Annotated in this window: 20 protein-coding genes; 10 read left to right on the top strand and 10 right to left on the bottom strand. The window is 39.0% G+C overall.

Annotation, left to right across the window (positions count from 1 at the left end; genetic code table 11):
* Positions 1–53: 53 nt before the first annotated feature.
* Positions 54–2828, bottom strand: a complete 2775-nt coding sequence (locus C6N34_RS07385) for a PAS domain S-box protein (RefSeq protein ID WP_236107466.1) — start codon at positions 2826–2828, stop codon at positions 54–56.
* A gap of 355 nt (positions 2829–3183) precedes the next feature.
* On the opposite strand from C6N34_RS07385, the gene C6N34_RS07380 reads away from it, so the two are divergent.
* The 4 genes from C6N34_RS07380 to C6N34_RS07365 all read left to right on the top strand — a co-directional run bounded on the left by C6N34_RS07380 (position 3184) and on the right by C6N34_RS07365 (position 10382).
* Entirely contained in the window at positions 3184–4719 is a 1536-nt protein-coding gene (locus C6N34_RS07380; protein ID WP_115539226.1) for a response regulator, read from the top strand.
* Positions 4720–5011: 292 nt separating this feature from the next.
* Positions 5012–5743, top strand: a complete 732-nt coding sequence (locus C6N34_RS07375; RefSeq protein WP_006278253.1) for a foldase protein PrsA — start codon at positions 5012–5014, stop codon at positions 5741–5743.
* Positions 5744–5782: 39 nt separating this feature from the next.
* Positions 5783–8788, top strand: coding sequence for a peptidase domain-containing ABC transporter (locus C6N34_RS07370; RefSeq protein WP_115539227.1), 3006 nt, complete (start codon positions 5783–5785; stop codon positions 8786–8788).
* 28 nt (positions 8789–8816) lie between these two features.
* A complete protein-coding gene (locus tag C6N34_RS07365; protein WP_115539228.1) occupies positions 8817–10382 on the top strand; it encodes an HlyD family efflux transporter periplasmic adaptor subunit in 1566 nt (521 codons plus the stop codon).
* A gap of 71 nt (positions 10383–10453) precedes the next feature.
* On the opposite strand, the gene ndhO is transcribed toward C6N34_RS07365, so the two are convergent.
* Positions 10454–10681 carry an NAD(P)H-quinone oxidoreductase subunit O gene (gene ndhO, locus C6N34_RS07360; RefSeq protein WP_057176868.1) on the bottom strand — a complete coding sequence of 76 codons (228 nt, stop codon included), beginning with the start codon at positions 10679–10681 and terminating at the stop codon, positions 10454–10456.
* Positions 10682–10810: 129 nt separating this feature from the next.
* Positions 10811–11056 (bottom strand): photosystem I iron-sulfur center protein PsaC, encoded by a 246-nt coding sequence (gene psaC / locus C6N34_RS07355; RefSeq protein ID WP_071985099.1) that lies wholly within the window; start codon positions 11054–11056, stop codon positions 10811–10813.
* A gap of 397 nt (positions 11057–11453) precedes the next feature.
* Between psaC and C6N34_RS07350 the strand changes: the two genes are divergently transcribed.
* Positions 11454–11810, top strand: a complete 357-nt coding sequence (locus C6N34_RS07350; protein ID WP_057176867.1) for a DUF6464 family protein — start codon at positions 11454–11456, stop codon at positions 11808–11810.
* On the opposite strand, the gene fmt is transcribed toward C6N34_RS07350, so the two are convergent.
* A complete protein-coding gene (fmt, locus tag C6N34_RS07345) occupies positions 11800–12795 on the bottom strand; it encodes a methionyl-tRNA formyltransferase (protein WP_057176866.1) in 996 nt (331 codons plus the stop codon). The two genes, C6N34_RS07350 and fmt, sit on opposite strands and share 11 nt — an antisense overlap.
* 362 nt (positions 12796–13157) lie before the next feature.
* Here fmt and C6N34_RS07340 point away from each other — a divergent pair, with 362 nt between their 5' ends.
* Positions 13158–14369 (top strand): hypothetical protein, encoded by a 1212-nt coding sequence (locus C6N34_RS07340; RefSeq protein ID WP_115539229.1) that lies wholly within the window; start codon positions 13158–13160, stop codon positions 14367–14369.
* Positions 14370–14681: 312 nt separating this feature from the next.
* Positions 14682–17858: a DUF4114 domain-containing protein gene (locus C6N34_RS07335; RefSeq protein ID WP_236107464.1), complete on the top strand. Its 3177-nt coding sequence runs from the start codon at positions 14682–14684 to the stop codon at positions 17856–17858.
* A 29-nt stretch (positions 17859–17887) separates the two neighbouring features.
* Here the strand turns inward: C6N34_RS07335 and C6N34_RS07330 are convergent, their stop codons facing one another.
* Positions 17888–18340, bottom strand: coding sequence for an NUDIX hydrolase (locus tag C6N34_RS07330; RefSeq protein WP_115539231.1), 453 nt, complete (start codon positions 18338–18340; stop codon positions 17888–17890).
* A 173-nt stretch (positions 18341–18513) separates the two neighbouring features.
* Positions 18514–18951 (bottom strand): cupin domain-containing protein, encoded by a 438-nt coding sequence (locus tag C6N34_RS07325; RefSeq protein ID WP_057176862.1) that lies wholly within the window; start codon positions 18949–18951, stop codon positions 18514–18516.
* Positions 18952–19213: 262 nt separating this feature from the next.
* On the opposite strand from C6N34_RS07325, the gene C6N34_RS07320 reads away from it, so the two are divergent.
* The gene (locus C6N34_RS07320; RefSeq protein ID WP_115539232.1) at positions 19214–20617 is read left to right on the top strand and encodes an amidohydrolase; all 1404 of its coding nucleotides are present in this window, start codon (positions 19214–19216) and stop codon (positions 20615–20617) included.
* A gap of 78 nt (positions 20618–20695) precedes the next feature.
* The gene (gene cobW, locus C6N34_RS07315) at positions 20696–21769 is read left to right on the top strand and encodes a cobalamin biosynthesis protein CobW (protein ID WP_057176860.1); all 1074 of its coding nucleotides are present in this window, start codon (positions 20696–20698) and stop codon (positions 21767–21769) included.
* Positions 21770–21843: 74 nt separating this feature from the next.
* Here the strand turns inward: cobW and C6N34_RS07310 are convergent, their stop codons facing one another.
* The 4 genes from C6N34_RS07310 to C6N34_RS07295 all read right to left on the bottom strand — a co-directional run bounded on the left by C6N34_RS07310 (position 21844) and on the right by C6N34_RS07295 (position 23499).
* On the bottom strand, positions 21844–22062 hold the full coding sequence (locus C6N34_RS07310; protein ID WP_057176859.1) for a hypothetical protein: 219 nt from the start codon (positions 22060–22062) through the stop codon (positions 21844–21846).
* 104 nt (positions 22063–22166) lie between these two features.
* Positions 22167–22475 carry a DUF3181 family protein gene (locus tag C6N34_RS07305; RefSeq protein ID WP_057176858.1) on the bottom strand — a complete coding sequence of 103 codons (309 nt, stop codon included), beginning with the start codon at positions 22473–22475 and terminating at the stop codon, positions 22167–22169.
* Positions 22476–22494: 19 nt separating this feature from the next.
* Positions 22495–22752 carry a hypothetical protein gene (locus C6N34_RS07300; protein WP_040010320.1) on the bottom strand — a complete coding sequence of 86 codons (258 nt, stop codon included), beginning with the start codon at positions 22750–22752 and terminating at the stop codon, positions 22495–22497.
* A gap of 90 nt (positions 22753–22842) precedes the next feature.
* Positions 22843–23499, bottom strand: a complete 657-nt coding sequence (locus C6N34_RS07295; protein WP_115539255.1) for a helix-turn-helix domain-containing protein — start codon at positions 23497–23499, stop codon at positions 22843–22845.
* A gap of 273 nt (positions 23500–23772) precedes the next feature.
* Here C6N34_RS07295 and C6N34_RS07290 point away from each other — a divergent pair, with 273 nt between their 5' ends.
* The gene (locus tag C6N34_RS07290) at positions 23773–24072 is read left to right on the top strand and encodes a ferredoxin (protein WP_115539233.1); all 300 of its coding nucleotides are present in this window, start codon (positions 23773–23775) and stop codon (positions 24070–24072) included.
* Positions 24073–24109 lie beyond the last annotated feature (37 nt).

Raw genomic sequence — 24109 nt, 5'->3', positions numbered from 1 at the left:
AAATAAGCAATTCTATTATATCTTGAGTTCCTACATGGTAGCATAAAAAACTACTAGAGCGGTAGTGTGAAATAAAAGGTGCTACCACTACCCAATATGCTCTCAACCCAAATTTTTCCCTGGTGTTTTTCCACAATATTTTTACAAATAGCTAGTCCTAAACCCGTACCACCCTTTTGACGAGAATCAGAAATATCCACCTGTTCAAATCGCTCAAAAATAGTCTCTAACTTATATGAAGGAATACCTTTACCGTAATCCTTTACCGCAACAATAATTTCTTTATCGCCCATTGTGGCGTATATCTCTACTTTAGTACCAGCATGAGAAAATTTTATGCTATTGCTTAATAGGTTGGTCAGAACTTGAACAATTGTTTCCTCGTCAGCTAAGATTTCTATGTTAGCTACATCAAGTGTGTTGTAGGAAATTTCAATGCTTTTTTGTTGCGCTATTGGTCCCACTGTTTCCATTGCTTGTTTTACCATGATATTAATATCACAAAGCTCCAAGTTTAGTTTCATTTTCCCTGAATCCAACATTTCTAAATTCAAAATATTATTGACAAGACGTAACAGTCTTTCACTATTACTAACAGCGATTTTTAACATCTGTTCTGCTTCCTGTGGTTCATCAACTAAAATTCCTGTTGCTAAAATCTCCAAAGCACCTTTAATAGCTGTTAAAGGTGTGCGTACTTCATGGCTAACTACAGAGACAAATTCATTTTTTAGTTGCTCAACTTCGTGTCGTTCACTAATATCCTGAATCTGCCAAATAAAATGCAGGGGGTTCCCGTTAATATCACATAATAATGAAACATTCAGCAACACCCAAATAATTTTTCCTGATTTATGTAAACAGGATTTTTCCACTTGATAGTTAGTTATTTGACCGGAGAGAAACTGGTATGCCAAATCAAAATCTTTGGATAACTCCTCACCTGCAATAATTTCTGTCACCTTTTTAGTGAGTAAATCTGGAGAATCATAACCCAAAATTTGACATAGTGATCTATTCACCCTGATGAAATATCCATTTAGTGAGACTAAAGCCATACCACTACCAGCATTTTCAAAAGCAGTGCGAAATCTTTCTTCACTTTGTCTTAAATTTTCCTCAGCTTTTTTGCGATCAGTAATATCTTTACAAACGGAAATCACGCAATCTCTACCATTAATTAAAATCCTTTCGGAAGATACTAAAGAGGTTTTTACCTCCCCAGATTTTGTCAGCCAATCAAATTCCAAATTGTGGATGTGTCCTTGATTTTCTAGTTTTTTCCTGACTAACAACAGCTTTTGTGAATCACATGGTAGACATAAACCTTCAACACCATGATTAATTACTTCCATTTCTGAATAACCCGTTAAATGTAAGAAGCTGGGATTGACATCTAAGAATATATTCTGCACCCTATCGGTAATAACAATTGGGTCAGGGGAGCTGCGAAATATTTTAGTAAACTTATCTTGGGATTCCTGCAAAGCAGTTTTAACTCGTATAAATGATAGTGCCAACTCCCCAGCCATAGCTTGAAAAGATTCACCTAGCTGACCTACTTCATCACGCCGATTTAGGATTGATTTTAACTTTAAATCCAAGTCTAAATCTAAACTATCAAACCTATCTTTCCTTAGTTTTTTAGCAGCAGTATTCAAATCCTTAATCGGTTGTATTATCCAATGGGTTAAGACCATGCTTAATCCTGCAAATATAAATAGTGTAATTGCTAAAAAAATAGAGGTTCTATGGAAGTTAGTATGAATCTTATCCAGAAAATCAGATTCTGGCAAAACAGCTACGATTAACCAATCCAACCCATATTCATCCTGATAGGGGTAAATATGGGAAAAATACCTTTGGTTATTACTACCATTAAACTTAAAACTGGTCGCTTCCCGAATTTTATGCAAGTCTCCCCAACGCTGAAATAATACTTTTGCTGTTTTAGAGATTATTGGGTTACTACTTTTTGTGGCAGATAACCGTGTTAATTTTACATTTCTATCTGTGTTGTTATCTTTAACAATTTTTATAAAAGGTTTTTCATTGGTGGAAGTAGCGATTATGTCTCCTGACCTTTCTATAATGAATAACTTTCCTGATGGTGAAAACTGTAATTTTTGCAAGTGTAAACTAACGTGAGTGAGAGCTAAATCACAACCTACAACCCCAATAAATTTATTATTACGATAAACAGGACTAAAAGCGGAAATGATAGCTGTGGGAATATAAAAATAGGGATATATTGGTGTCCATGTTTGTTTATTTTGATTTAGAGCAGTTTTAAACCACGGAAAATTAATGGGTGTAAAGGGTTTAGTTTGTCCAGGGATAATTTTGACATATTTTCCCTGTTCATTCACAATATAAACCCGTCGTTGACCAAGATAGGATGGGTGCGTACCACCCCCCAAGTAAGAATTTTTGGGTGAAATTATTCCCATCTCGTCCTGAGCGGAAACTATATATGTACCATTAGCACCACCGAAATAAATAGCTGCTGGGGTTTTATATACTTTAAGTTGACTGAAAAAGTATAATCTCAATGCTTCCCAGTTTTCCGGGATCAGATAGGAGTTTTCTATTCCCTGACGATTTATAGCTACTATTCTTTGTGGTATTTGTAGATACTTATTGAGATGATCTCTAACCCGTTCTGTTGTTGATGTCATCAACTCGTTAGTCAACTCATTTACTGATTCTTCTCCAGTACGATAGGATACATAGCTGACCACTGCCACACTAGTGATAATTGGTATTAAGTAAAATATACTCAGTAATATTTTTAGAGGAATTTTTCCGAAAATCTTGTTTATTGTCATTGTATCTTGGTATGTTGCATTCATAGAGATAATCCGAAAAATTGGTCACGGAATGAATCAGCTTCCTTGTATCTTGAACCTCTCTATGGTAGCCTGAAAAACTACTGCAGGAGTAGTGTTAAATCAGATCTACTGCAAAAGCGGGTGAAATTAAAACACTTGCACTAACAACGACTAAAACGCTAGTTGCATTAAATTGATGCAAATTTAGGATAATTTGGGGATCAGCTAGTGACTTTGATTAACCATTACTAAAAATGGGAGCACTTCTGTAAAGTAAAATCACCATAGGGATAATAGGCGGATCTATATAACCAACAAAAAGTCTTGTTTAATTCAATTGTTAATCTTGATTATGAAAATCCTGATCGTAGATGATGATACATCCCTATGTCAACTTGTTAAAACCTCACTGGTTGCCCATCGCTATGTGGTGGATATAGCTACTGATGGTGAAATGGGTCTAGAAATGGGATATCAGTTCAATTATGACCTGATTCTACTGGATATACTTATGCCCAAATTAGATGGGCTAAGTTTGTGTCACACGCTGCGCCATAAGGGTTATCAAGGTCAAATTATTATGGTAACCTCAAAAACTACACAAGAAGATATTATTATCGGACTAGATGCTGGAGCGGATGACTATTTGATTAAACCATACTGTATTCATGAATTACTGGCACGAATTAGGTCTTGCTCTAGAAGAATTGGTGCTAAGCCTGGTCTTATTACATTAATACATAATAAGCTTTCACTTAATCCTGAGTTAATAGAAGTAAAGTATGATGAATTAAGTATTAACCTTAGTCGCAGGGAATTTCAGCTTTTAGAATTATTTTTACGCCACCCACAAAAAATCTTTACCCGGGGTCAGATCATAGACAAATTATGGTCAATAGATAATTCTCCTACGGATGGTGCAGTGACTAATTTGGTTAAGGATCTGCGAGGGAAACTTAAAAAAGCTGGGATGCAGGAGGAAGTGATTGAAACTGTTCATGGACTGGGCTATCGTCTTACAAGCAAAAGGGAATTAGAACGGGTAGAAACTATACCAACCCAAACAAGCTTACCAATAACAGATTCTAGTATAGGTGAAGAACTGGATTTAATTGAACAAGTTAAGGCAGAATTTGAAATATCCTTATCCAATAAAATTGGGAACATAAGAGCGGAACTTGTTAAATTGGAAACAGAAATAACTAATGGTCAACAACAGCAATATCTGATGAGAATGACCCACAGTTTGTCCGGTAGCTTAGGTACTTTCGGCTACCCCCAATGTTCCCAATTAGCCGCTAAAATGGAGAATATTCTGGTGAAGGAATCTTTGACTAATGTAGACATTCAGGCAATTGATTCCCTCATCCATGCTTTAGAGTGGGAAGTTACCCAAGAAAGAGAAAAAACAAATCACAATTTCAGCATTTTTTCTGATGTTCCCTATATGGTTCACCCCCAGGATTTCCTTGCTGTTCTTAATCGAGAATGGCAAATGCTAAGTTCTGATGGTCTGCCATTAAGTTTGATTTTTTGTGCTATTGATAACTTTGATGTAAATCAAGGGACAACAAAAAATAGCTCTAATCTCCGTCAAATTGCTTTAGTTATACGTAAATACATTTACCCACCTAGTTGCTTTACTTACTATAACCAGGGGAGCTTTGGTGTTCTATTGCCGAATATGTCTTTGGATGCTACCGTGCGTCTTGCCCATGATCTTCATCAAACTGTGGTTGGTACGGTAGAAGTCTCACTTAGCCTTGGTATTACTGGTACATTACCCAGGTCCAGGTCTACGGTTCAAAAACTCTTAAATACTGCTAATCAGGCACTTATAGGAGCTAAAAGATGTGGTGGTAATACCTTTTGTCTTTATCCCGGTTAAAAACGAAGTTATTTAAGATTAGCCGCAGTATTTTCTGCCAAAATGCCAAATCCAGCTGACAATTTGCCTAAGTTGTGATAGGTTGATGAAGTGCTTTGTAAACACTGGTGTATCTGTTACTTAAAATTGACAGACTATATGTTTTTTTCCCACTAAACCTACTTGGCTACACATAATTTGGAGAGTAAAATCATGCAATGAACTGACAATAAACTTAACACTTAGATAAATTTGCGGTAAAAAGTTTGGGCTGATTTTTGCAACCATAAGTAAATCTGCTGATATTAATGATATGAATCCAGTTCTACAATTTGGCAACGTCTCTGGACAGGAAAGTTATCATACACTGACCGCCCCAGAAGTACTAAAATTATTGAATAAGTACCAATTAATACCACCACTGCTTAAAGAGGTGATTATAGAACAGGCGATCGCCCAGATTTCTTCTACACCGGAGGAGGAGCAATTGGCCTATGAAAAGTTAAATCAACAATATCAGGGACAAAAAGAACAGGGAATAAGTCAAGAACAGTTACAAAGTATGGCGACTCGTCAACTAAAACTCGAAAAGTTTAAGGAGGTGACTTGGGCAAAAGAGATAGACTCGTACTTTTACCAACGTAAACCCCAATTAGATAGGGTTATATACTCCCTAATTACCACTGCTGATATTGGTATTGCCCAAGAAATATATTTTCGTATTCAAGAAGGGGAGCAGTCGTTTAACCAACTTGCCCAGGAATACTCTCAAGGACCGGAAGCTCAAACTGGCGGATTAGTCGGTCCAGTGGAATTACAGTCTCTTCATCCACTATTGGTGAGAATTTTATCCACAAGTCAACCCCAGCAGCTATCACTACCAACCCCCATAGGAGATTGGATAGTGATAGTGCGGCTAGAAAAATTATTGCCCGCCCAGTTAGATAATGGGATGCGCCAAAGGTTGCTCAATGAGCGGTTTCAGTCCTGGTTACAAGCACAAGTTTCACCCCAAAACTGGCAAATTAAAGAGTCAGAAAATTAATTAAATGACTAACCCTGCACTTAATTACACTTAATCAGTATGAACTACAGCAGTCAGGAGTTTTCGGAATTTCTGCAAAAAATTCCGGGGTTTGAAAAATTATCCCCAACGGAAATTAACCATTTATTGTCAAAACAACAGGCCCTGCGTTATCGGTTGGGTCAGAAAATTATCGGTAAGGAACAACTACCGGAACGGATAGTAATTGTTTACCAGGGTAAGGTGAGACTCCTGGGATATCATCCCCAAAGCCAATTGCCAATTACCCTCAAAATGTTGGAACCAGGAGCAGTAATTGGCGAAATTAGTTACCTGCGACAGATAGCATGTGAAACGGCGATCGCCTCAACGGAGGTAATATGTTTAACCTGGAACCCCGTAGATTATCTATCGGTATTTTCTCAAAACTCTGATTTTGGCAAGGAGCGCCAAGAAGAAAATCACATCATAGAGGTTTTTGATGTGATCAGCCATCATGTAGCTCAAAAAGCCTATGGAAATCTGAATTTGAAGGATATAACCCGAGATATTTTACCAGAGTCTAAAATCCAATATTTACCACCAGGAAAAACTCCATTAGACCAACTAGAAAGTGATAGAACATGGTTTGTGAGTAGTGGTCAGATTACAAATTTCCCTGTGAATTCTCAGATACTATCGAGCAACAATCGAGAGGTTTTACAGGTTACAGGAAAAAGTCCAGCCCGGTTATTAGGTATTAGTTCTCAAGTGTTATTGTTGTTGGAACAACAAGAGAATAGGGAACTAGAAAAGATAGAAGATCCATGGGAAACCAAAGATGTTATAGATATTCCCTTTGCCACAAAGGGAGAATTTTCCCCCCAGGAAAATAAAAAAGCAAAATCCAGAAAAAAACAACCGAAATATCCTTTTTTTGGGGGGCGAGATGAACTAGATTCTACCTTGGCTTGCTTTCAAATGCTGGCGAAACATTTCCAGGTTCCCCTGCGTAAGGAGGTAGTTCGTAGGATTTTAAGTGATAACCTTAAACGCCAAGGTAATGTATCTTTTCAACTTTGCGCCTATGTGGGGGAAGTCGTTGGGTTAAAATCCCAGTTAGTAGATATTGATGCCACTAAAATTACGGAGATTCAGACACCAGCTATTATCCAGCACCAGGATGGTTACGCTGTGGTTTATGAAGCAGATGAAAATAGAATAGTTGTAGCTATTCCATCCCGGGGAATAATCAACTATAAACCCAGCAAACTCCTACAGCAAATACCAACCGATGATACTAATCTACAACCTCAAATCAAAGTCCTCCAGATTAGTCCCACCTCCGAAACTCCTCAAGAACGCTTTGGACTACGTTGGTTTCTCCCCTACTTATCACGTTACCGCCGGGTTTTAATAGAAGTCTTTATCGCTTCATTTTTTGTACAACTGGCCGCATTGGCAAATCCACTGGTTATTCAGTTAATTATCGATAAAGTCATAGTACAAAATAGTATTAGTACCCTGAATGTTTTGGGGGTGTTACTATTAGCTGTTGGTGTGTTTGAAGCTATATTAACTACTTTACGAACCTATTTATTTGTGGATACCACTAACCGAATTGATATGGGTTTAGGTTCACAAATTATTGACCATTTACTCAGACTACCACTGCGTTATTTTGAACGCAGACCCGTGGGAGAATTAGCTACTCGAGTGAATGAGTTGGAAAATATTCGCCAGTTCCTCACAGGAACAGCTTTGACAGTTGGACTAGACGCAGTATTTTCGGTGGTTTATATCGTCGTTATGCTGTTTTATAGTTGGGAACTAACTTTGGTGGGACTGGGAACTATTCCCCTCTTTGTCGTGATTACATTAATTGCTGCTCCTACCGTTAGCAGACAATTGCGCACCAAAGCAGAACGCAATGCCACTACCCAGTCCTATTTAGTGGAGGTAATGTCTGGTATTCAAACGGTAAAGGCCCAAAATATTGAACTGCGATCGCGCTTTTCTTGGCAAGAGCGTTATGCCAAGTTTGTTTCCGCAGGTTTTAAAACAGTTATCACATCAACATTAGCCAATTCCACCAGTCAGTTTCTGAATAAACTAAGTAGCTTGTTAGTGCTGTGGGTAGGAGCTTATTTAGTTTTACAAGGAGAATTAACCCTAGGGGAATTAATTGCCTTTAGAATTATTTCTAGTTATGTTACCAGTCCCATACTAAGACTAGCGCAAATCTGGCAAAACTTCCAAGAAACAGGTTTGTCCTTAGAGAGATTGAGCGATATTGTGGACACACCTCAGGAAGCAGAAGTAGACAAAGATAATATTCCCCTACCTAGTGTTGTTGGTGCGGTCAAATATGAAAATGTTTGCTTCCGCTTTGCGACTAACGGACCCCTGCAACTAAATAACGTCAGTTTAGATTTTCCAGCGGGCACATTTGTGGGGATTGTGGGACAAAGTGGCTCAGGAAAAAGCACCATGATGAAATTACTCCTCAGACTTTATAACATTGAGTCTGGGAGAATTTTTATTGATGGTTACGATGTCAACAAGGTTGAGCTTTATTCCGTCAGAAGACAAATCGGCGTGGTTCCCCAAGATCCCCTGTTATTTGATGGAACAGTATTCGATAATATAGCCCTAACCAATCCTGACGCTACCACAGAGGAAGTGGTAGAAGCAGCTCAAATAGCAGTTGCTCATGAATTTATCATGGGTCTGTCCAATGGTTATAACACCAAAGTTGGGGAAAAAGGGTCGAACCTGTCTGGAGGACAAAGACAAAGAATTGCCATTGCTCGTTCCATACTGCAAAAACCTAAAATATTAGTTTTAGACGAAGCCACAAGTGCCCTAGACTATCCCACAGAAAGGCAAATATGTTTAAATTTAGCCAAGGCATTTCGTGGCAAGACAGTTTTCTTCATTACCCATCGTCTCAATACCGTCAGTAATTCAGATACGATTGTAGTTATGGATGGGGGTAGAGTGGTGGAGCAGGGTAGTCATCAGGAACTAATGACTGCTAAAGGACACTATTCCTACCTTTACCAGCAACAGGAAGTCAACCTCTAATTATCACTCAACCAACCCAAGGAACCTTATGAGTCAATTTAATGATCATCCAACTAATGGCAATGGTAATGGCAAACCAGCTAGTATAGGAGTGCTTCAAACCCCATCAAAAGCCAAAGCAGGGAATTTAAGTTATGCTTATCAAGACAGCTTTGAACAATCCATAGTTTTACGACAATCACCCATCTGGTCACGCACAATCATGATTACTTTGATGCTTGTGGCCTGTTTTGGAGTGGGTTGGGCTTATTATGCAAAAATTGAACAAGTAGTTCCCGCTACAGGACAATTAAAACCAGAGGGTACGGTAAAAGATGTACAAGCACCCATTAGTGGGGTGGTGAAGTCTGTTCATGTCAAAGATGGACAAGAGGTGAAACCAGGGGATCTATTATTAACATTTGAATCCGTTGCTACCCTAGCTGAGCTGGGCGCCCTCAATAAAGTTCGTGCTGCTTTAATCAAGGAAAATGACATCTATCGTCGTTTGATGAATGCAAGCGGTGCTATTAGCTCAGAACTGAATTTTCTGGGTGGTAGTCTACCAGCAGAGTCGGCATTTTTGTTAAAAAGTCGCATTTCTCTGGTGGAAGAAAACCAACTGTTACGTTCACAATTGGGAAATTCCAGACCAGAAACAGGAGTTGGAATTGATGAACAAAAAAGACTAATTGTAGCTAGAAAAGAGCTGGAATCTCGCTCTAATGCAGCTAAATTTGAGGTAGAAAAAATTAGAAAGCAACTGTCTCAAACAATAGTTAAGAGAAAGGACACACAAAACAGTCTGTCCATTCAACAAGGAATCTTAGATAGGGTAGAAGTCCTGGCCAAAGAGGGGGGAATTTCTCAACTGCAATATCTCAATCAGCAACAACAAGTACAAAATTTAAAAGCGGAAATAGCCCAGTTAGAAGAAGAAGAAAAACGCCTGGGCTTCGATATTCAAAGAGCAGAACAAGAGGTGACCAATACCATAGCAGTGACTGACAAAAATGTCTTGGAAGAAATTGCTACTAACAAGAAGCGCATTGCCGAAATAGACAGCCAGTTTATGAGAATAATTTTAGACAATGAGCAGAAGTTGGCAGATATTAGTAGCAAAATTTCCCAAACCAAATTAAACGTTAAATATCAAGAACTGCGTGCGCCCGTATCAGGGATAATATTTGACATGCAAGCAAAAAACCCCGGTTTTGTCGCCAATCCTACCCAAAAGCTATTACAGATTGTCCCCAATGATAAATATATAGCGGAGGTATTTATCACCAATAAGGATATTGGATTTGTGAAGGAGGGAATGAAGGTGGATGTGAGAATTGATTCGTTCCCCTTTAGTGAGTTTGGTGATATCAAAGGTAAAGTAACTAATATCGGTTCAGATGCTTTACCTCCTGACCAGACCCATCAGTTTTATCGCTTTCCAGCGCGAGTTAGTTTAGATAAACAAGCTATGGAATCTCAAGGTAGAAGTATTCCTTTACAGTCTGGTATGGCCATTACTGCTAATATCAAAGTGCGTGAGGAACGGAGCGTTATGAGTTTGTTTACGGAAATGTTTACTAAGCAAGTTGAGAGCTTGCAGGAAGTAAGGTAACAGGTTAGTCATCTCTGAACATATTGCAGGAGGTTGAATTATACTTTTACCCTCCTACAACTGACATAAGACTAAGAAGCCGCGTCTTGTTGTATAGTTAATTGGTCTAGCTTCAACCAAATATTTGGCGTGGGCACTTTACCAAACTTCACTAAAGCGTAATCTCCCTTAATATCCACCACTTCCCCGGAACTTTCAAATAAATAGGAAGGAAAGCGCCCATCACTAGCTTTAGCTTCCAGACTATTTTCTAACTTTTCGCGCAGGGCACGAACCATATTTCCTTTTTTAATTGCCATAACTTTCTAATTTATATTGCAGGTTGTATTCCAGGAGCAGAGCTGAGCCAAGAAGAATCAAGTTAAATCATAGATTTCTTCCCCAGCTCAGTTCTTGCTACTTTTTGCCCAGGTATAGGTCAGCGTAGATTAATATGCTAGACCCATGCTGCGAGTTGTTTCAGCCCCAAGGTAAACCCGAATGCTCAAAAAGTCAGTTGGGCAAGCTGTTTCACAGCGCTTGCAACCTACGCAGTCTTGAATACGGGGTGAAGAAGCAACTTGAGCGGCTTTACATCCGTCCCAAGGAACCATTTCTAGAACGTCAGTGGGGCAAGCGCGTACACATTGAGTGCAACCGATGCAGGTATCGTAGATTTTTACGGTATGAGACATTGAAAAAACTACTCCTTTGGTGGTGTTCTTCTCTGGAGAAGGAATAATATCAAGGCATAGTTTACCCCAGTCCAGGCTAAGCTGTAAGTAAAAGGCTACATAACTTTAAACAATTTAATAAGCTCCCCCAACAAAATGATTTCCCAAGAACCCGTCCATGGAGGTTTAATCAACAAAAGGACTGACTGGTATGGAATTTGCCGCCCCCCCCACAACTTGAAGAAATTTTAAAGAATTGTAAAGCCTCCCATCAATTACTTAGCGCTCAATCTATATTATAGCTTTAGCCATAAGTGGGTGGGTGGAATTAAATATAAAATCAACGCCCGCATGGGTTTCGTTCCTCAACCCATCCTACAAATAATTGTGCCTCCCTACTTAGCGCCATATATAAATTATGCATCCAGACTCTTTAGCAACTGAGATAATTTTGACCAGTCCACAGCGGTATCTTGGTAAGTTACAACTTGATTGGGCTCCTCAACCGGGAAATTATTTAGATTTTGAGGGGAAAACCTATGCCGTTTTAGAACGCCATCACAGGTATCAGTTCCGAACTGGACGCTACAGGTTACATAGAATTGCCATCTACGTTCAAACAGCTAAAAGACCATCGGAAAAAAGTTTTATAAATGGACGTTGGGTAGTGGGGGATGCCAATTGTAAGTATAATGCCCACTCAGAAATTATTCGTTGTGCTGTCAACCCAGATGGTCCGTGTGATTCCTGTAGTTCTTACGTTGCTAACCAATAGTTTCTCCCACTGTCAAACGACTACCATTGACAAAATCCCATCCCGACTGAAGTTTTTTGCCTGTTGGTTGTACCTCTCTCAACCACAAACAACCTTCCCCAGTTTGAACCACAGCACCCAATCCTTTAATAATACTGAGGACAGATCCTGGCGATGCTAATTGGGCGGACAAATCAGGCACTTTCTCAAGTTTGGACTGGATTTCCTTTGGCAACTCCTGAATGTAGGCGGACTCTAGGGGAACAGTGGCGACGATTTTTAAAGGTTGATGACGAAAGGTGGTGATGCAGTTGGGGTAAAATCCTCGGATCTGATTGTGTAGTTCTATAGCTGTTCTTGACCAGTCTAAATAATAGTCTTCTTTATTAATTAATGAGGCGTAGGTAGCTAAGGAATCATTTTGAGGAATTGGTGTAATCTCTCCATTTCTAAATTTGGTTAGGGTTTCTATTAACAGGTTTCCACCAGTTTCAGCTAGTTTATCCGCAATAACTTGAGCATTATCTAATAGTCCAATTGGTAAGCTGGCTTTTAAAAGCATATCTCCTGTATCCATACCCGCATCCATTAACATAGTTGTCACACCAGTTTGTCTTTCTCCTTTGTGTATAGACCACTGAATGGGGGCAGCACCTCTATATTCCGGTAAAATTGAACCATGTACATTAATACAACCTAATTTTGGCATGTTGAGGATTTTTGTAGATAGAATTTGCCCATAAGCAACTACTATAAAGAAATCCGCATTAAGTTCCCTTAGTTTAGTCAAGGTCCCAGAATCCTTCTTAATTCTTTCTGGTTGCCATACAATCAGATTATGAGCCTTAGCCAAGGTTTTAACTGGAGAGGGCGTAAGTTGATTCCCCCTTTCTCTGCGTTTATCCGGTTGGGTGACAACTGCTAAAACCTGAAATCTAGAATCATTCAACAATTTTTTTAAGGTGGGAATAGCAAAATTAGGAGTGCCAAAAAACACTATTTTCATCGGAGGTTGGTTAGTTTTAAGGAGGTAGTTTTTCTGATTGGATGTCAACAAGTTTTAATTAGCGGTGACAAAGATACTCTAGCCATAATAGAATATCTTTGCCATGAATCAAAGGATTTATATAACTTCGCTTTGTACTATGCTAGACAAACTTGGTTTAAAACTAAGTCTCTTTAGAGCGGGGAGAAGTCAACTCCTCAGTTGACTCTACCACAAAGGTGCACGCTACCATAGTTTTGTTAGGTAGGATAGGTAAATACCCTCCTGAGTTATCATTTTTTGCTATGTATAACATTTGCACTCTTCCTTGCACACACAAAGCTACTTGCCCAGCACCTTAAATCTCATCAATAGTGAAAGCCATGCTTAAATCCCTCCCTCAGTCAGGATGGTTCCACCCCCAGCCACGTTTTAATCGGGTTGTAGTTGTTATATTAATAGTAGTACCTATCTTGAGTACGTCAGCCTATTTTAGCTTAGCAAGACAATCCCAAGTAAAAATAGACAAAAGTACCTCACAATCGGGTGGGTCCAAAGATTTATCTGGATTTAATTCCCCATCAGTCAAATTGGGTCCTACTTTACCCGTAACCCAGACACCTAATAAAAGCAGTTCTGTGTCTTCCCGATCTAAAATCTCTAACAAAAAACAAAATGCAGTTAAGCTGGAAAGAGAAAATATGTTAGGTGTGAAGGAGATGGAAGAAAGTACCAGCACTAGAACAAATAGATCCGCCATATATGATAAGGGAGTTAATCATCCAAAAAGTAAAAATTATCCAAATCAAAGTATTGCTACGGGTGTAATCCCTTCCGATGCAAGAAGTTCACAAATTGTACCTACAGAAGAGCAGGTAAGCATATCCAATGGAGTGCCAGCAGATCCCATTAATAGTCCCCATCCCATACCCTGGAAGTGGATAGTAATGACCCAGGAAGCAATTGGTGGTCAGGGACGTTCAGGAGTGCGGCAATATCGCAGCACTCCTGTGGTATCTCCTGATGGTAGATATGCAGTTTATAGTCGGGTACAACTGGAAGTAGAACCGGAAATGCACAATAGCCAGGTTAGTAGTCTGTTGTTTATTGAAGATAGACAGACTAAAAGATTGAATATCCTGGCTAAAACATCAGACGCTGTTGATATGTTATCAAAGAATGGAAAATTTACCCCAGAGACCAACAATCAAGGTAAGATAGGGATTTTAGTCCCGGTTAGTTGGTCAGAAAAAGGGGATCAGTTTTTAGCCAGAAAATTTGTGGGCACTTTCAACACAGCAGATGTAACAGATAATGCAGTCATTTGGAATCGCCAACAAAATGCCACCACCACAGTAGTTCCCCCTCCAGGAGAAGGGGAGCATGAGAAAATTGCCATTTTATTGGGTTGGAGCAAAAAACAACCCAATTATGTGCTATTCCGCTCAGGTGAGTTAGGAGAAGAAAACTGGCCATTAGTGCAAGTTAGTGGTGATGGTAAGAACATTAACATGAATATTAGTGATGATCAACCTATAATTTTTGGTAATAAGGGACAAACTATTTGGTTAGATCCTGAAGTTGCTGCTAGATAATATAGTGCGTGCTAGAACCTTAGGGAAGAGGTGAAAATAAATAAGGGCCTAGCCCTTATTTATTTGGGTAAAACCATTAAGAAAAACTTACAATTCAACAGTTGATAACAAAATAACTTCATAATTGAACACTTGACAATTGATAGCACTGTATCTACGATATGATTATTACAGGTGTTTGATAGAAAGTCAATGTACAAACCCACTGCTTATAGCTTAAAACCTTGACATTTTCTAGCGATAAACATTAGGCATCTGGCATGGAAAATTTTTTGAAATTGGGTTTTTGTTTCCCTAATTCAAGCAATGAATATGGGTATTTTGCCATGGAGATTGAGAGATACATCTATCAACAAAAACACAATTAATAGCAAACAGCAAGCAAATAAAAATACCACAGAAATTATGACTAAAAAATTTGTTGACCTCTCCACACTTGATGGAAAAAATGGATTGACCATCATCAACGGTAATGATAAAGATGACAATTTAGGGTACTCAATTAGCAATGCTGGAGATATTAATGGTGACGGAATTAATGATATTATTATTGGGGCACCTTTAAGTGATCCCAATGACCAAAGTAATGCGGGAAACAGTTATATAGTATTTGGTAGCAACAACGGTTTTGCCAACATTATAGACATCTCGACCTTAGATGGAATCAATGGGTTTACGGTTAATGGTGGTGGAATAGGCGATCAATCAGGTCGTTCTGTAAGTGCAGCAGGAGATATTAATGGTGATGGTATTGACGACCTGATCATTGGCGCTCCTTTTGCGGACAGTAATGGAGATGACTCTGGAGCAGCATACCTAATATTTGGCCGCAGGAGTTTTAGTTCTCTCCCCACTATTAACCCCTCCAATCTGGGTGATAACGGTTTTATTATTAACGGTCTAAATCCTCAAGACCAATTAGGTTATAGGGTCAGTGGTGCAGGTGATATCAACCAAGATGGTTTTGATGATGTAATTATTGCTGCACCTCCCAACGCTTACGTCTATCCCCCAGTGACAGGTGATCAAGCTGGTAAGGTTTACGTAATATTTGGTAGCGAGAAATTTAATCCCAGTAATCCCAATTTTGATCTCAATAGTCTTAATGGCAATAATGGCTTTGTTATCAATGGTTCTAGAGCAGATGACTACTTAGGTGTTGGTCTCAATAGAGGTGGAGACTTTAACGGTGATGGAATTGATGACTTGATTATTGGCTCACCCTTTAATGATTTCAACGGTTTCCGTTCCGGACAAGCTTATGTAATATTTGGTAGGAAGGAATCATTCTCATCTTCCTTAGATGTCTCCCAACTTGATGGTGTTAATGGGGTTGTCATCAATGGACAGGAGGGCGATCAATTAGGATTCTCCGTTAGTAGTGCGGGGGATATTAATCATGATGGTATTGGGGATATAATTGTCAGCGCCCATGATGCAGATCCCAATGGGATAGATGCAGCTGGCGTGGCTTATGTTGTATTTGGTGCCCGTACCCAGTTTAGTTCCCAACTAGACTTGTCCAATCTTAATGGTAATAATGGGTTTGTAATTAACGGTATTGGCGAACTAGATAAGGCAAGCTGGGCTGTAACTGGTCTAGGAGATGTGAATGGTGATGGAATTGACGATCTTCTGGTTAGTGCTAGTCATGCAGATGCTAATAATGATAATTCTGGACAAGGTTATGTAATCTTTGGCGGCGATAAATTTAGTTCTGCTATCAATCTTGCGGAAATTGATGATACCAAAGGTTTTATCATCAATGGTAAGTCAGAAAACCATAATTTAGGTTATTCAGCTAGTGGTGTGGGAGATATCAATGGTGATGGTGTCAGTGATATACTGATCAGCGCTCCCTTTGCTGGTTCTGGGGAAGTCTATGTAGTTTTTGGCAAAAATAGTCCCACAGATACCGGAGAAATTACTGATGAAGTAACGGAAGGAAATGGTGGTGAATCCGACATAATCAATGAAGCTCCTAGCGGTTTGTTTTTAAAAACTAACAATAGAGTTGATGAAAATGGTCTGGAATCAAATGTAATTGGCACTTTTACAACTGTGGATCCGAATGCGGATGATTCTTTTACCTATAGCTTATCCGATGATGAGAACTATCCTGACAATGGTTTATTTAGTATTCAGGATAATCAATTAATCAGCAAGGAGTCCCTCGATTTTGAAAATCAGCCCATTTACACCATCAGTGTGATTACCACAGATAGGGGAGGACTATCCTTAACCGCAGAATTCACTATTGATGGAACTGAGGATGAAATTACCGGTGGAGTTATTGAAGATAACAACAGCGAATCTGAGGGGACTCCCGATGAAATTCTGGATGGAGTTATGGGAGAAGGTGATAGCGATAATAACTCAACGGAAGGATCTGGATCTGATCTTACCGATTCCCCTGACATTCCATCCACATCAACGGGATCTGATCTTACCGATTCCTCTGACATTCCATCCACATCAACGGGAAGCGCTGATAATATCTTGAGCAGTAATAATAATGTCCTGAGTAGTAGCACTACTAGGGTTGAATTTCAGCTTATGGATAAGATTCCTGCTTCCATACGTGAATTAGGAGTATTTACTGTTGATGATCCTAGTGGTAAGATTAACGGTATTGCACCTGGTCAGGTTGGTTATTCAGAAGCTGCTTTAGCGAGAAGTAAGGTAGTTTTTTCCATTCTTTCCAAAACACCTAATGAGTTTAATAACGCAAATGTCACCAGAATCTTAGGGTTTCAGGAAGCAAACCCCAATTTGAGATTCTATGTTATAGATAATGGCACTACTGATTCTGTTAAAAATGGCCTGTTGCCAATTAATCAGGTAACTTTTTTAGACTCTTCAAATCTTCAGGTAACACAATTGCCTGATAATAGTTTTTCCTTGCAGTCCAACGATCTAGTTTTCAAAGCTAGACCTACTACTAAACCCTTACCTATGGGGGCAAATTTACAGGAGAAGTCCCAGGGAGAAAGTATAGATTTACGCGGGGTAACGGGTCCCGTAAATGCCCAATTTACAGTTTATAGGGAGGCGAGCTTTGATAATTATGTGGGCTTTTATAAGGTAACTGATGAAAAGGGTGGCATTGATACCAATAATGATGGAACTGCGGATTTGCTTCCGGGAGACGCTGGTTACATTCAAGCTGCTGTTAATCAACATTTAAGTGGTTTGGGTTTAAATGTTCCTGATGGAAATAAGTCTACTTTTAATAGTACCTTATCAGGAGGAGGGCTGTATGTGCCATTTATAATTGTCAATGGCAGACCCGACACTGTTCTTAATAGCGATATTTCCGCCAACTCCAATCCCGACATATATTTCACATATTTAGGTGCTAACCCTGATCGGGTTGACCATGTTCGACTTTTAGGAGACAACACCTTTGGTTTTGAAGATCTCAGAGGTGGTGGGGATAGGGATTACAATGACTTAGTTGTTCAAGTTAATATGTCTGCTAATGTTTAATTTTCTAGGTCTCTGACTCATCTACGCGATTAGAAACCCATAGTTTCTAATCGCTCGCTAGTAAAAACCCTGACTTGTTCTTGGGAATTTTGCAAAATTTTTTTCAAATAGTTCTCCTTAACTATAATAGCAGCATGATTAATATCTAGCCATATTCGCTGTCTTTGACTTGCTTCTGGCCAATCCTCTAAGATTTTTTCTACTGGTAACCAAAATAGATGAACTTGATAAATATTGCCCCGTTTACGATATTTATAAGCACCAAGCTTTTGGGTATTAACTTGACCAACTACACCTGCTTCTTCCCATGCTTCCTTTGCAGCTGAATCCGGTGGTGTCATCCCCTTACAAATTCCTCCCTTGGGAATTACAAGGCTTTGCCGTTTACGACTGGTGATTAATAATACTTCTACTTTCCCGTCACACAGGCGATAGGGAATTACTCCTGACTGTTTACAAATTTTGTTGTTTTTCTTCCTCATCTTCCTCATATTATTGACATAGATTTCTGTTGAGCTAATCTTTCAATTCTAATTAAGGGAATACCTATAAGATGATTATTATGGTAGAATGTGGAATCTATAGTATATGTCTTTAGTTACATCTTTCTGTTGCGCTATTGCTATCTTGTAGGTTGGGTGTCCTTAGACGGAGGTCAAAGTCTTCCTAAAACCGACAGATCTTCCACATCCAGGTCTACAGGTATCCCACTTCTAATCAGTTCCGAGAAATCCTCATTAGGAATCATAACAGTAAGTATATAAAGACGAGTTTTACCCGTATTTCTAATCAGATGGATCCCCATGGGTGGTACTAATAAACTATCTCCAGCTTTGATATTTACTTTTTTACCGTCACAAATTGCTATACCTTCTCCCTTGAGAATGAAAAACATTTCTATGGCCCATTGATGGCGATTGGGTGGAGTTTGTCCACCAATATCAAAAATTTCCACACAGCAAGTTAAAGAAGTATTAGCTGTGTTGGAATCGAAGATAATTGCTAACCGATTGGTATCGTGAGGGCTAATACGGTATGCTTGATAATCTCGAGGAGATTTTATCACGGGAATAATACAATGATGACTAATCATAGAATTAAGAATTTTTACTTAGTTTTGTTATAATGGTAACTAGCTTGATTTTACAAGTCACAACGCCGTCTAGACTTAACTTTACCTGTCAATCTTTTACTAATCCTTAGTTCACCCCCAGCATTTCCATAATGATTGGTTCAGCATTCAAAATGATTGCTAAATTTTTAACTACAAACAATAACAAACAACAAATAATAATAATTCGGGAGTTAGGGAATTAACTTTAAAAAAAGGTAAAATTTACAAAAAGGCAAAAATGATGAATTTCACTATTAAGAATGCCCTAAGTCCGGTGAAAGAAGGTTATACAACCCTAGATATTCAAGTGATGGAGGGTATAATTACTCAGGTGGGGCAAAATTTAAATGTCATTGGTACTCTAATTGATGGCCAAGATAAACTGGTGCTACCAGGTTTTTTTAACGCTCACACCCATTCCGTAGAAAAATGGCAACGGGGAATTATCCCTCCCTTACCTTTGGAGTTATGGTTAGCGCACTTATGTGATTTTTCTCCCTTAGATATGGAAAGAGTCTATCTTAGTGCTTTAGGTACCGGGGTGGAAACTCTATTGTCTGGAGGTACAAGTGTTGTAGATCATTTGGTGTTAATTCCAGGTCAAGAATTAGAAACCATTGCTACAGTAGTTCGAGCTTATCAAACATTGGGAATTAGAGCTTTTATTGCACCTTTAATTCAAGATGAACCTTTAACTGCAGGAATGCCAGAGGGGAAATTATTGGCTAGTCATGAATATTATTGTCGCTCAACCGATGAAACTTTAGCTATTGTGGAACAAGCTGTAATTAACTTTCACCAACCGGAGAAAGGGACAAGTATTTTAGTTGGACCCACGGGCATTCAATTATGTACAGATGCTTTATTTACAGGTTGTGTAGCATTAAGCGATCGCTATCAACTTAGTCGTCATAGTCATTTATTAGAAACCAAGGCTCAGGAAAAGTTAGCAGCTGAAAAGTATGAATGTAGTGCGGTTAAACATTTACAAGAAATAGGTTTTTTAGATGAAAAGACTAGTTTAGCTCATGGTGTTTGGTTAAATGATACTGACATAGAAATTTTAGCCTTAACTAAATCTACTATTGTTCATAATCCTTTAAGTAATTTGCGTTTGGGTAGTGGTATTGCCCCGATTTTAAAATGTCTTAGAGCAGGGGTAAATATCTCTTTTGGTTGTGATGGTGCTTCTAGTAATGATTCTCAGGATTTGTTAGAAGCAATTAAAATCGGCTCAATTTTACATAACATTACGGATCCAGACTATAGGTCTTGGATTACACCTAAGCAATCTGTGGAAATGGCATGTTTGGGTGGAGCTAAGGGATTAGGCGTACATAATCATTTAGGTTCTATAACTGTAGGTAAAAAAGCGGATTTAGTTCTTTATGATTTAACAGCTTTATCGTTATTACCCCGTACAGACCCCATTGGTTTATTAGTTTTAGGTCGTCCTGTAAATGTTATTGATAGTGTTTGGGTTGATGGTAGACCAATTGTTGTTAATGGTAAATTGACAACTATTGATATTGACGAATTACGCCAGGAGTTATTTGACCGCAGTGGGTGGGAAGCTGGGAGAGAATCACCCACTCTAGGCAAAATTGAGTCCCATTATCGACGAATCATGAGTTTATCAACCTAGCTCGGGTATGAGAATTTTCTATATAATTTAGGTCAATTTTTTGCTAAAATCAATAGGTAGAAAAATAACTCAGTCAATATGGCCGCAAAAATACCCGTAACAGTAATCACAGGATTTTTAGGGAGTGGTAAAACTAGCTTGATTCGTCACTTACTACAAAACAACCAAGGACGACGCATAGCAGTACTGGTAAACGAATTTGGTGAATTAGGAATAGATGGAGAAATATTAAAATCTTGCCAAGTTTGTCCAGAAGATGAAAATTCAACCAATCCCCAAAATCAGGAAAATACCCAAGAAAATACTAATATATTTGAATTGACAAATGGTTGTCTATGTTGCACCGTACAAGAAGAGTTTTACCCTACTATGCAGGAGCTAATTAAACGCCGTCATACTATTGATTGTATTGTCATTGAAACATCCGGTTTAGCACTACCTAAACCTTTAGTGAAGGCTTTTCGTTGGCAAGAAATTCGTAGCGCTGCTACGGTGGATGCTGTGATTACAGTGGTAGATTGTGCAGCAGTTGCAGCGGGCACCTTCGCTAGCGATCTACAGGCGATCGCACGTCAGAGAGAAAAAGACGACAGTCTAGAACATGAAACGCCATTACAAGAACTGTTCTCAGATCAACTAGCTTGTGCTGATTTAGTGATTTTGAATAAAACAGATTTGGTTGATGAGCAACAAAAGTCTCAGGTTTTAGAATTGGTTACCCAGGAATTACCCAGGGAAGTGAAAATTGTTGCCAGCGATTATGGTAAACTTGACCCATCCATATTGTTGGGATACCAAGCAGCAGTTGAAGATAATTTAGATCAGCGTCCTAGCCATCATGACGTGGATGAGGATCATGACCATGATGATGAAATTAACTCGACCCATCTAATTTTTAATCGTAGTTTTGACCCAGAAAAATTGCAGGACACACTACAAAAACTGGCAAAAAAACAGGAAATTTATAGAATTAAAGGATTTGTTGCTGTTCCTAATAAACCTATGCGATTGGTCATGCAGGGAGTAGGCACACGATTTGACAAATTTTATGATCGCCCCTGGAAACCCAAGGAAGAAAAACAAACCCGACTAGTTTTCATTGGTCGAGATTTACAGTCATCAAGAATAGAATCTGAATTAGCTGCTTTGTAGGTCACAATTTCAACCAGACCCGTGGTGCCTTAACACACAGGTAGATGTTTTTAAAAACTGTGAACCGTCCAGCACTATCTGGATCTCAAACTCCGATAATGTGGATCCCGCCAACATCTGGGTAATTCTTCTCCAGAGGGAAAAACTAAATCCTGTTTTTCATAGATATCCATGTCCTGCTCCTCCTCTCCCTCTTGGTCTTTTCCATGGACTATGCTACTATTGGGGTCCAGTAGTTCCTGAAAATCAACAATCTTAACTAGGTCTACTTTACCTTTGACTTGTAAAAACATATTCAACTCTCCTTAGAGAAAAGTTATACTTGTTGTTTATCCTAGTTTAGTTGTTGAAACACGATCACTACCAGTAAATTGCATCAATGTTGATTAGAGGTTCTCTAAAACTCTTGTTGATATTTTTCCAATATATCAACCAAATGAACTTGACATTGGAGAGGTAACAGGTCAATTAAAGGAACTTCCTTTCGACCACCACCAATTTGGATCTTGATACTTGACAACAATCCTAAAACTCGTTCTTCTGTGACACTGTGCTCAATCAGCAAGGAATAGCATCTTTCTGCTAAAAGATGATGGAGCTTGGCATCGGTTAGATACAAATGCCACTTGGCTATATCTATGTAAACATTATCACCTATTTCTGATGCTAGAGATTCTAACAACTCAGTACTATTAATTTTAGCCATAGTTTGAATTTCTCCTGATCTAATCCTTTATTTGCTGTCCTTCCTCATAATTAGCAATCAATGTAATATAGAGCAAGTGCAAGAGGATAACCCCCACCCACAGGAGGGTTAGTGGGGTTAACCATTCCCAAGATGTGGATTTGAGAAAGTGGAAAAACCACAGACCAGAATTAATGGTCGCAGCAACAGCTATATGAAAGGCAAAATTCATCCGATCATCTAGCTTACGGAATTCTGGGTCTTTACGGTCGGGTTTACGTGGCCAACGAGGAGGCATAAATAACAGGGTGATGCGGTGTTTAGGTTTACCATCTAATCCCATACTAAAAATAAACGCTCACCATGTCAACTCCCACCAAAAGACTTTTTACATTCTACTGACTTTAGCTCGATAAAGTAGTTTATCTCCTTGCCTATACCCAATATAAACTACTTTTACAGATTCACCTATTCCAGCAGTACCCTGCAACAATTCCTGATATTGGGGATCGTAGGGCACTTCTGCTCCTACAGATGCGATCGCCTGTATTCCCCAGGTAGATAAGAGTTTTTCTAATGGTTTTTCCACTAAGGGTAATATTTTTATTGCTTCTAGTTGGGGGTTTGCCCTGACCTTGTGTGCAGCAGTAGGAAAAAACAATAATAAAGACTCTATAATTTGTAATGTGTTTTGCTGAAACTCTTTTTCCAAAACTTCCCGCTGCTGTTCTAGCTTAACTAGCGATCGCTCGTATTCTTGTTGTATTTGAACTAGTTGTTGCCGTGTCAAGTCAGAATCTAGCTGTTTAGTCTCCATCTGATGACGAGGATCGGAAAAAATCTCCACCAGTTGATTCAAGGAAACCCCTAAGGTAGCAGACAAATTCTGCAACACGTTGAGTTTCATCCCTGATACGCATCCACGCCGTAGGCGTAATATTTGCCTGTCTGAGATAGCAGCGGTGCGACCAAGATCTTTAAAACTGGAAATGCCAGCTTTGCCCATTAAAATCCGCAATTGGGGTGTAAAATCCGTGGAAGACATAAAAAAACCTGCCAAGTCTAGAGTTGTATGGTTGGCCTTCATCCTTCCAGCAGGAGATTGTGCCACACTCAATTACATAACTAAAACTTATCATTTGCGGGGAACTGAACTTCATTACTAATCGTAGTAGATTTTTCGTTACAAGATTTAACTTTTCCCCTAGTATCAGAAATTGAGGTAAATAAAAACCGATGGCTGTTCTCAAAAGACAACCTATCCATTGGTTTTATTGGCCTGTACTTCACACTCCCGATCACAAAAGAGGAATAACACATGCCTACTTACAAAGTCACACTCATCAACGAAGCTGAAAACGCTACAAATACAATAGATGTTCCTGATGACACCTACATTCTAGATGCAGCTGAGGAAGCAGGTTTAGATCTTCCCTATTCTTGTCGCGCTGGTGCTTGCTCCACATGTGCTGGTAAACTAAAGAGTGGTTCAGTTGACCAATCTGACCAATCCTTCTTAGATGATGATCAAATTGAAGCTGGTTATGTTTTGACTTGTGTTGCATATCCTACCTCAGATGTAGAAATATTTACCCACAAGGAAGAAGAACTTTACTAAAAGTTACCCGTTATCCCAATCAAATGCCGCCCTACGA

Source organism: Cylindrospermopsis raciborskii Cr2010, assembly GCF_003367075.2.
Classification (GTDB): domain Bacteria; phylum Cyanobacteriota; class Cyanobacteriia; order Cyanobacteriales; family Nostocaceae; genus Raphidiopsis; species Raphidiopsis raciborskii.
The sequence above is the reverse complement of the archived record's forward strand: the minus strand, read 5'-3'. Positions and strand labels throughout refer to the sequence as shown.

Coding starts and splice junctions, on each gene's coding strand:
- C6N34_RS07385 (WP_236107466.1), bottom strand. CDS start 2,828: ATGACAATAAACAAGATTTTCGGAAAAATTCCTCTAAAAATATTACTG.
- C6N34_RS07380 (WP_115539226.1), top strand. CDS start 3,184: ATGAAAATCCTGATCGTAGATGATGATACATCCCTATGTCAACTTGTT.
- C6N34_RS07375 (WP_006278253.1), top strand. CDS start 5,012: ATGAATCCAGTTCTACAATTTGGCAACGTCTCTGGACAGGAAAGTTAT.
- C6N34_RS07370 (WP_115539227.1), top strand. CDS start 5,783: ATGAACTACAGCAGTCAGGAGTTTTCGGAATTTCTGCAAAAAATTCCG.
- C6N34_RS07365 (WP_115539228.1), top strand. CDS start 8,817: ATGAGTCAATTTAATGATCATCCAACTAATGGCAATGGTAATGGCAAA.
- ndhO (WP_057176868.1), bottom strand. CDS start 10,681: ATGGCAATTAAAAAAGGAAATATGGTTCGTGCCCTGCGCGAAAAGTTA.
- psaC (WP_071985099.1), bottom strand. CDS start 11,056: ATGTCTCATACCGTAAAAATCTACGATACCTGCATCGGTTGCACTCAA.
- C6N34_RS07350 (WP_057176867.1), top strand. CDS start 11,454: ATGCATCCAGACTCTTTAGCAACTGAGATAATTTTGACCAGTCCACAG.
- fmt (WP_057176866.1), bottom strand. CDS start 12,795: ATGAAAATAGTGTTTTTTGGCACTCCTAATTTTGCTATTCCCACCTTA.
- C6N34_RS07340 (WP_115539229.1), top strand. CDS start 13,158: ATGCTTAAATCCCTCCCTCAGTCAGGATGGTTCCACCCCCAGCCACGT.
- C6N34_RS07335 (WP_236107464.1), top strand. CDS start 14,682: ATGGGTATTTTGCCATGGAGATTGAGAGATACATCTATCAACAAAAAC.
- C6N34_RS07330 (WP_115539231.1), bottom strand. CDS start 18,340: ATGAGGAAGAAAAACAACAAAATTTGTAAACAGTCAGGAGTAATTCCC.
- C6N34_RS07325 (WP_057176862.1), bottom strand. CDS start 18,951: ATGATTAGTCATCATTGTATTATTCCCGTGATAAAATCTCCTCGAGAT.
- C6N34_RS07320 (WP_115539232.1), top strand. CDS start 19,214: ATGAATTTCACTATTAAGAATGCCCTAAGTCCGGTGAAAGAAGGTTAT.
- cobW (WP_057176860.1), top strand. CDS start 20,696: ATGGCCGCAAAAATACCCGTAACAGTAATCACAGGATTTTTAGGGAGT.
- C6N34_RS07310 (WP_057176859.1), bottom strand. CDS start 22,062: ATGTTTTTACAAGTCAAAGGTAAAGTAGACCTAGTTAAGATTGTTGAT.
- C6N34_RS07305 (WP_057176858.1), bottom strand. CDS start 22,475: ATGGCTAAAATTAATAGTACTGAGTTGTTAGAATCTCTAGCATCAGAA.
- C6N34_RS07300 (WP_040010320.1), bottom strand. CDS start 22,752: ATGCCTCCTCGTTGGCCACGTAAACCCGACCGTAAAGACCCAGAATTC.
- C6N34_RS07295 (WP_115539255.1), bottom strand. CDS start 23,499: ATGTCTTCCACGGATTTTACACCCCAATTGCGGATTTTAATGGGCAAA.
- C6N34_RS07290 (WP_115539233.1), top strand. CDS start 23,773: ATGCCTACTTACAAAGTCACACTCATCAACGAAGCTGAAAACGCTACA.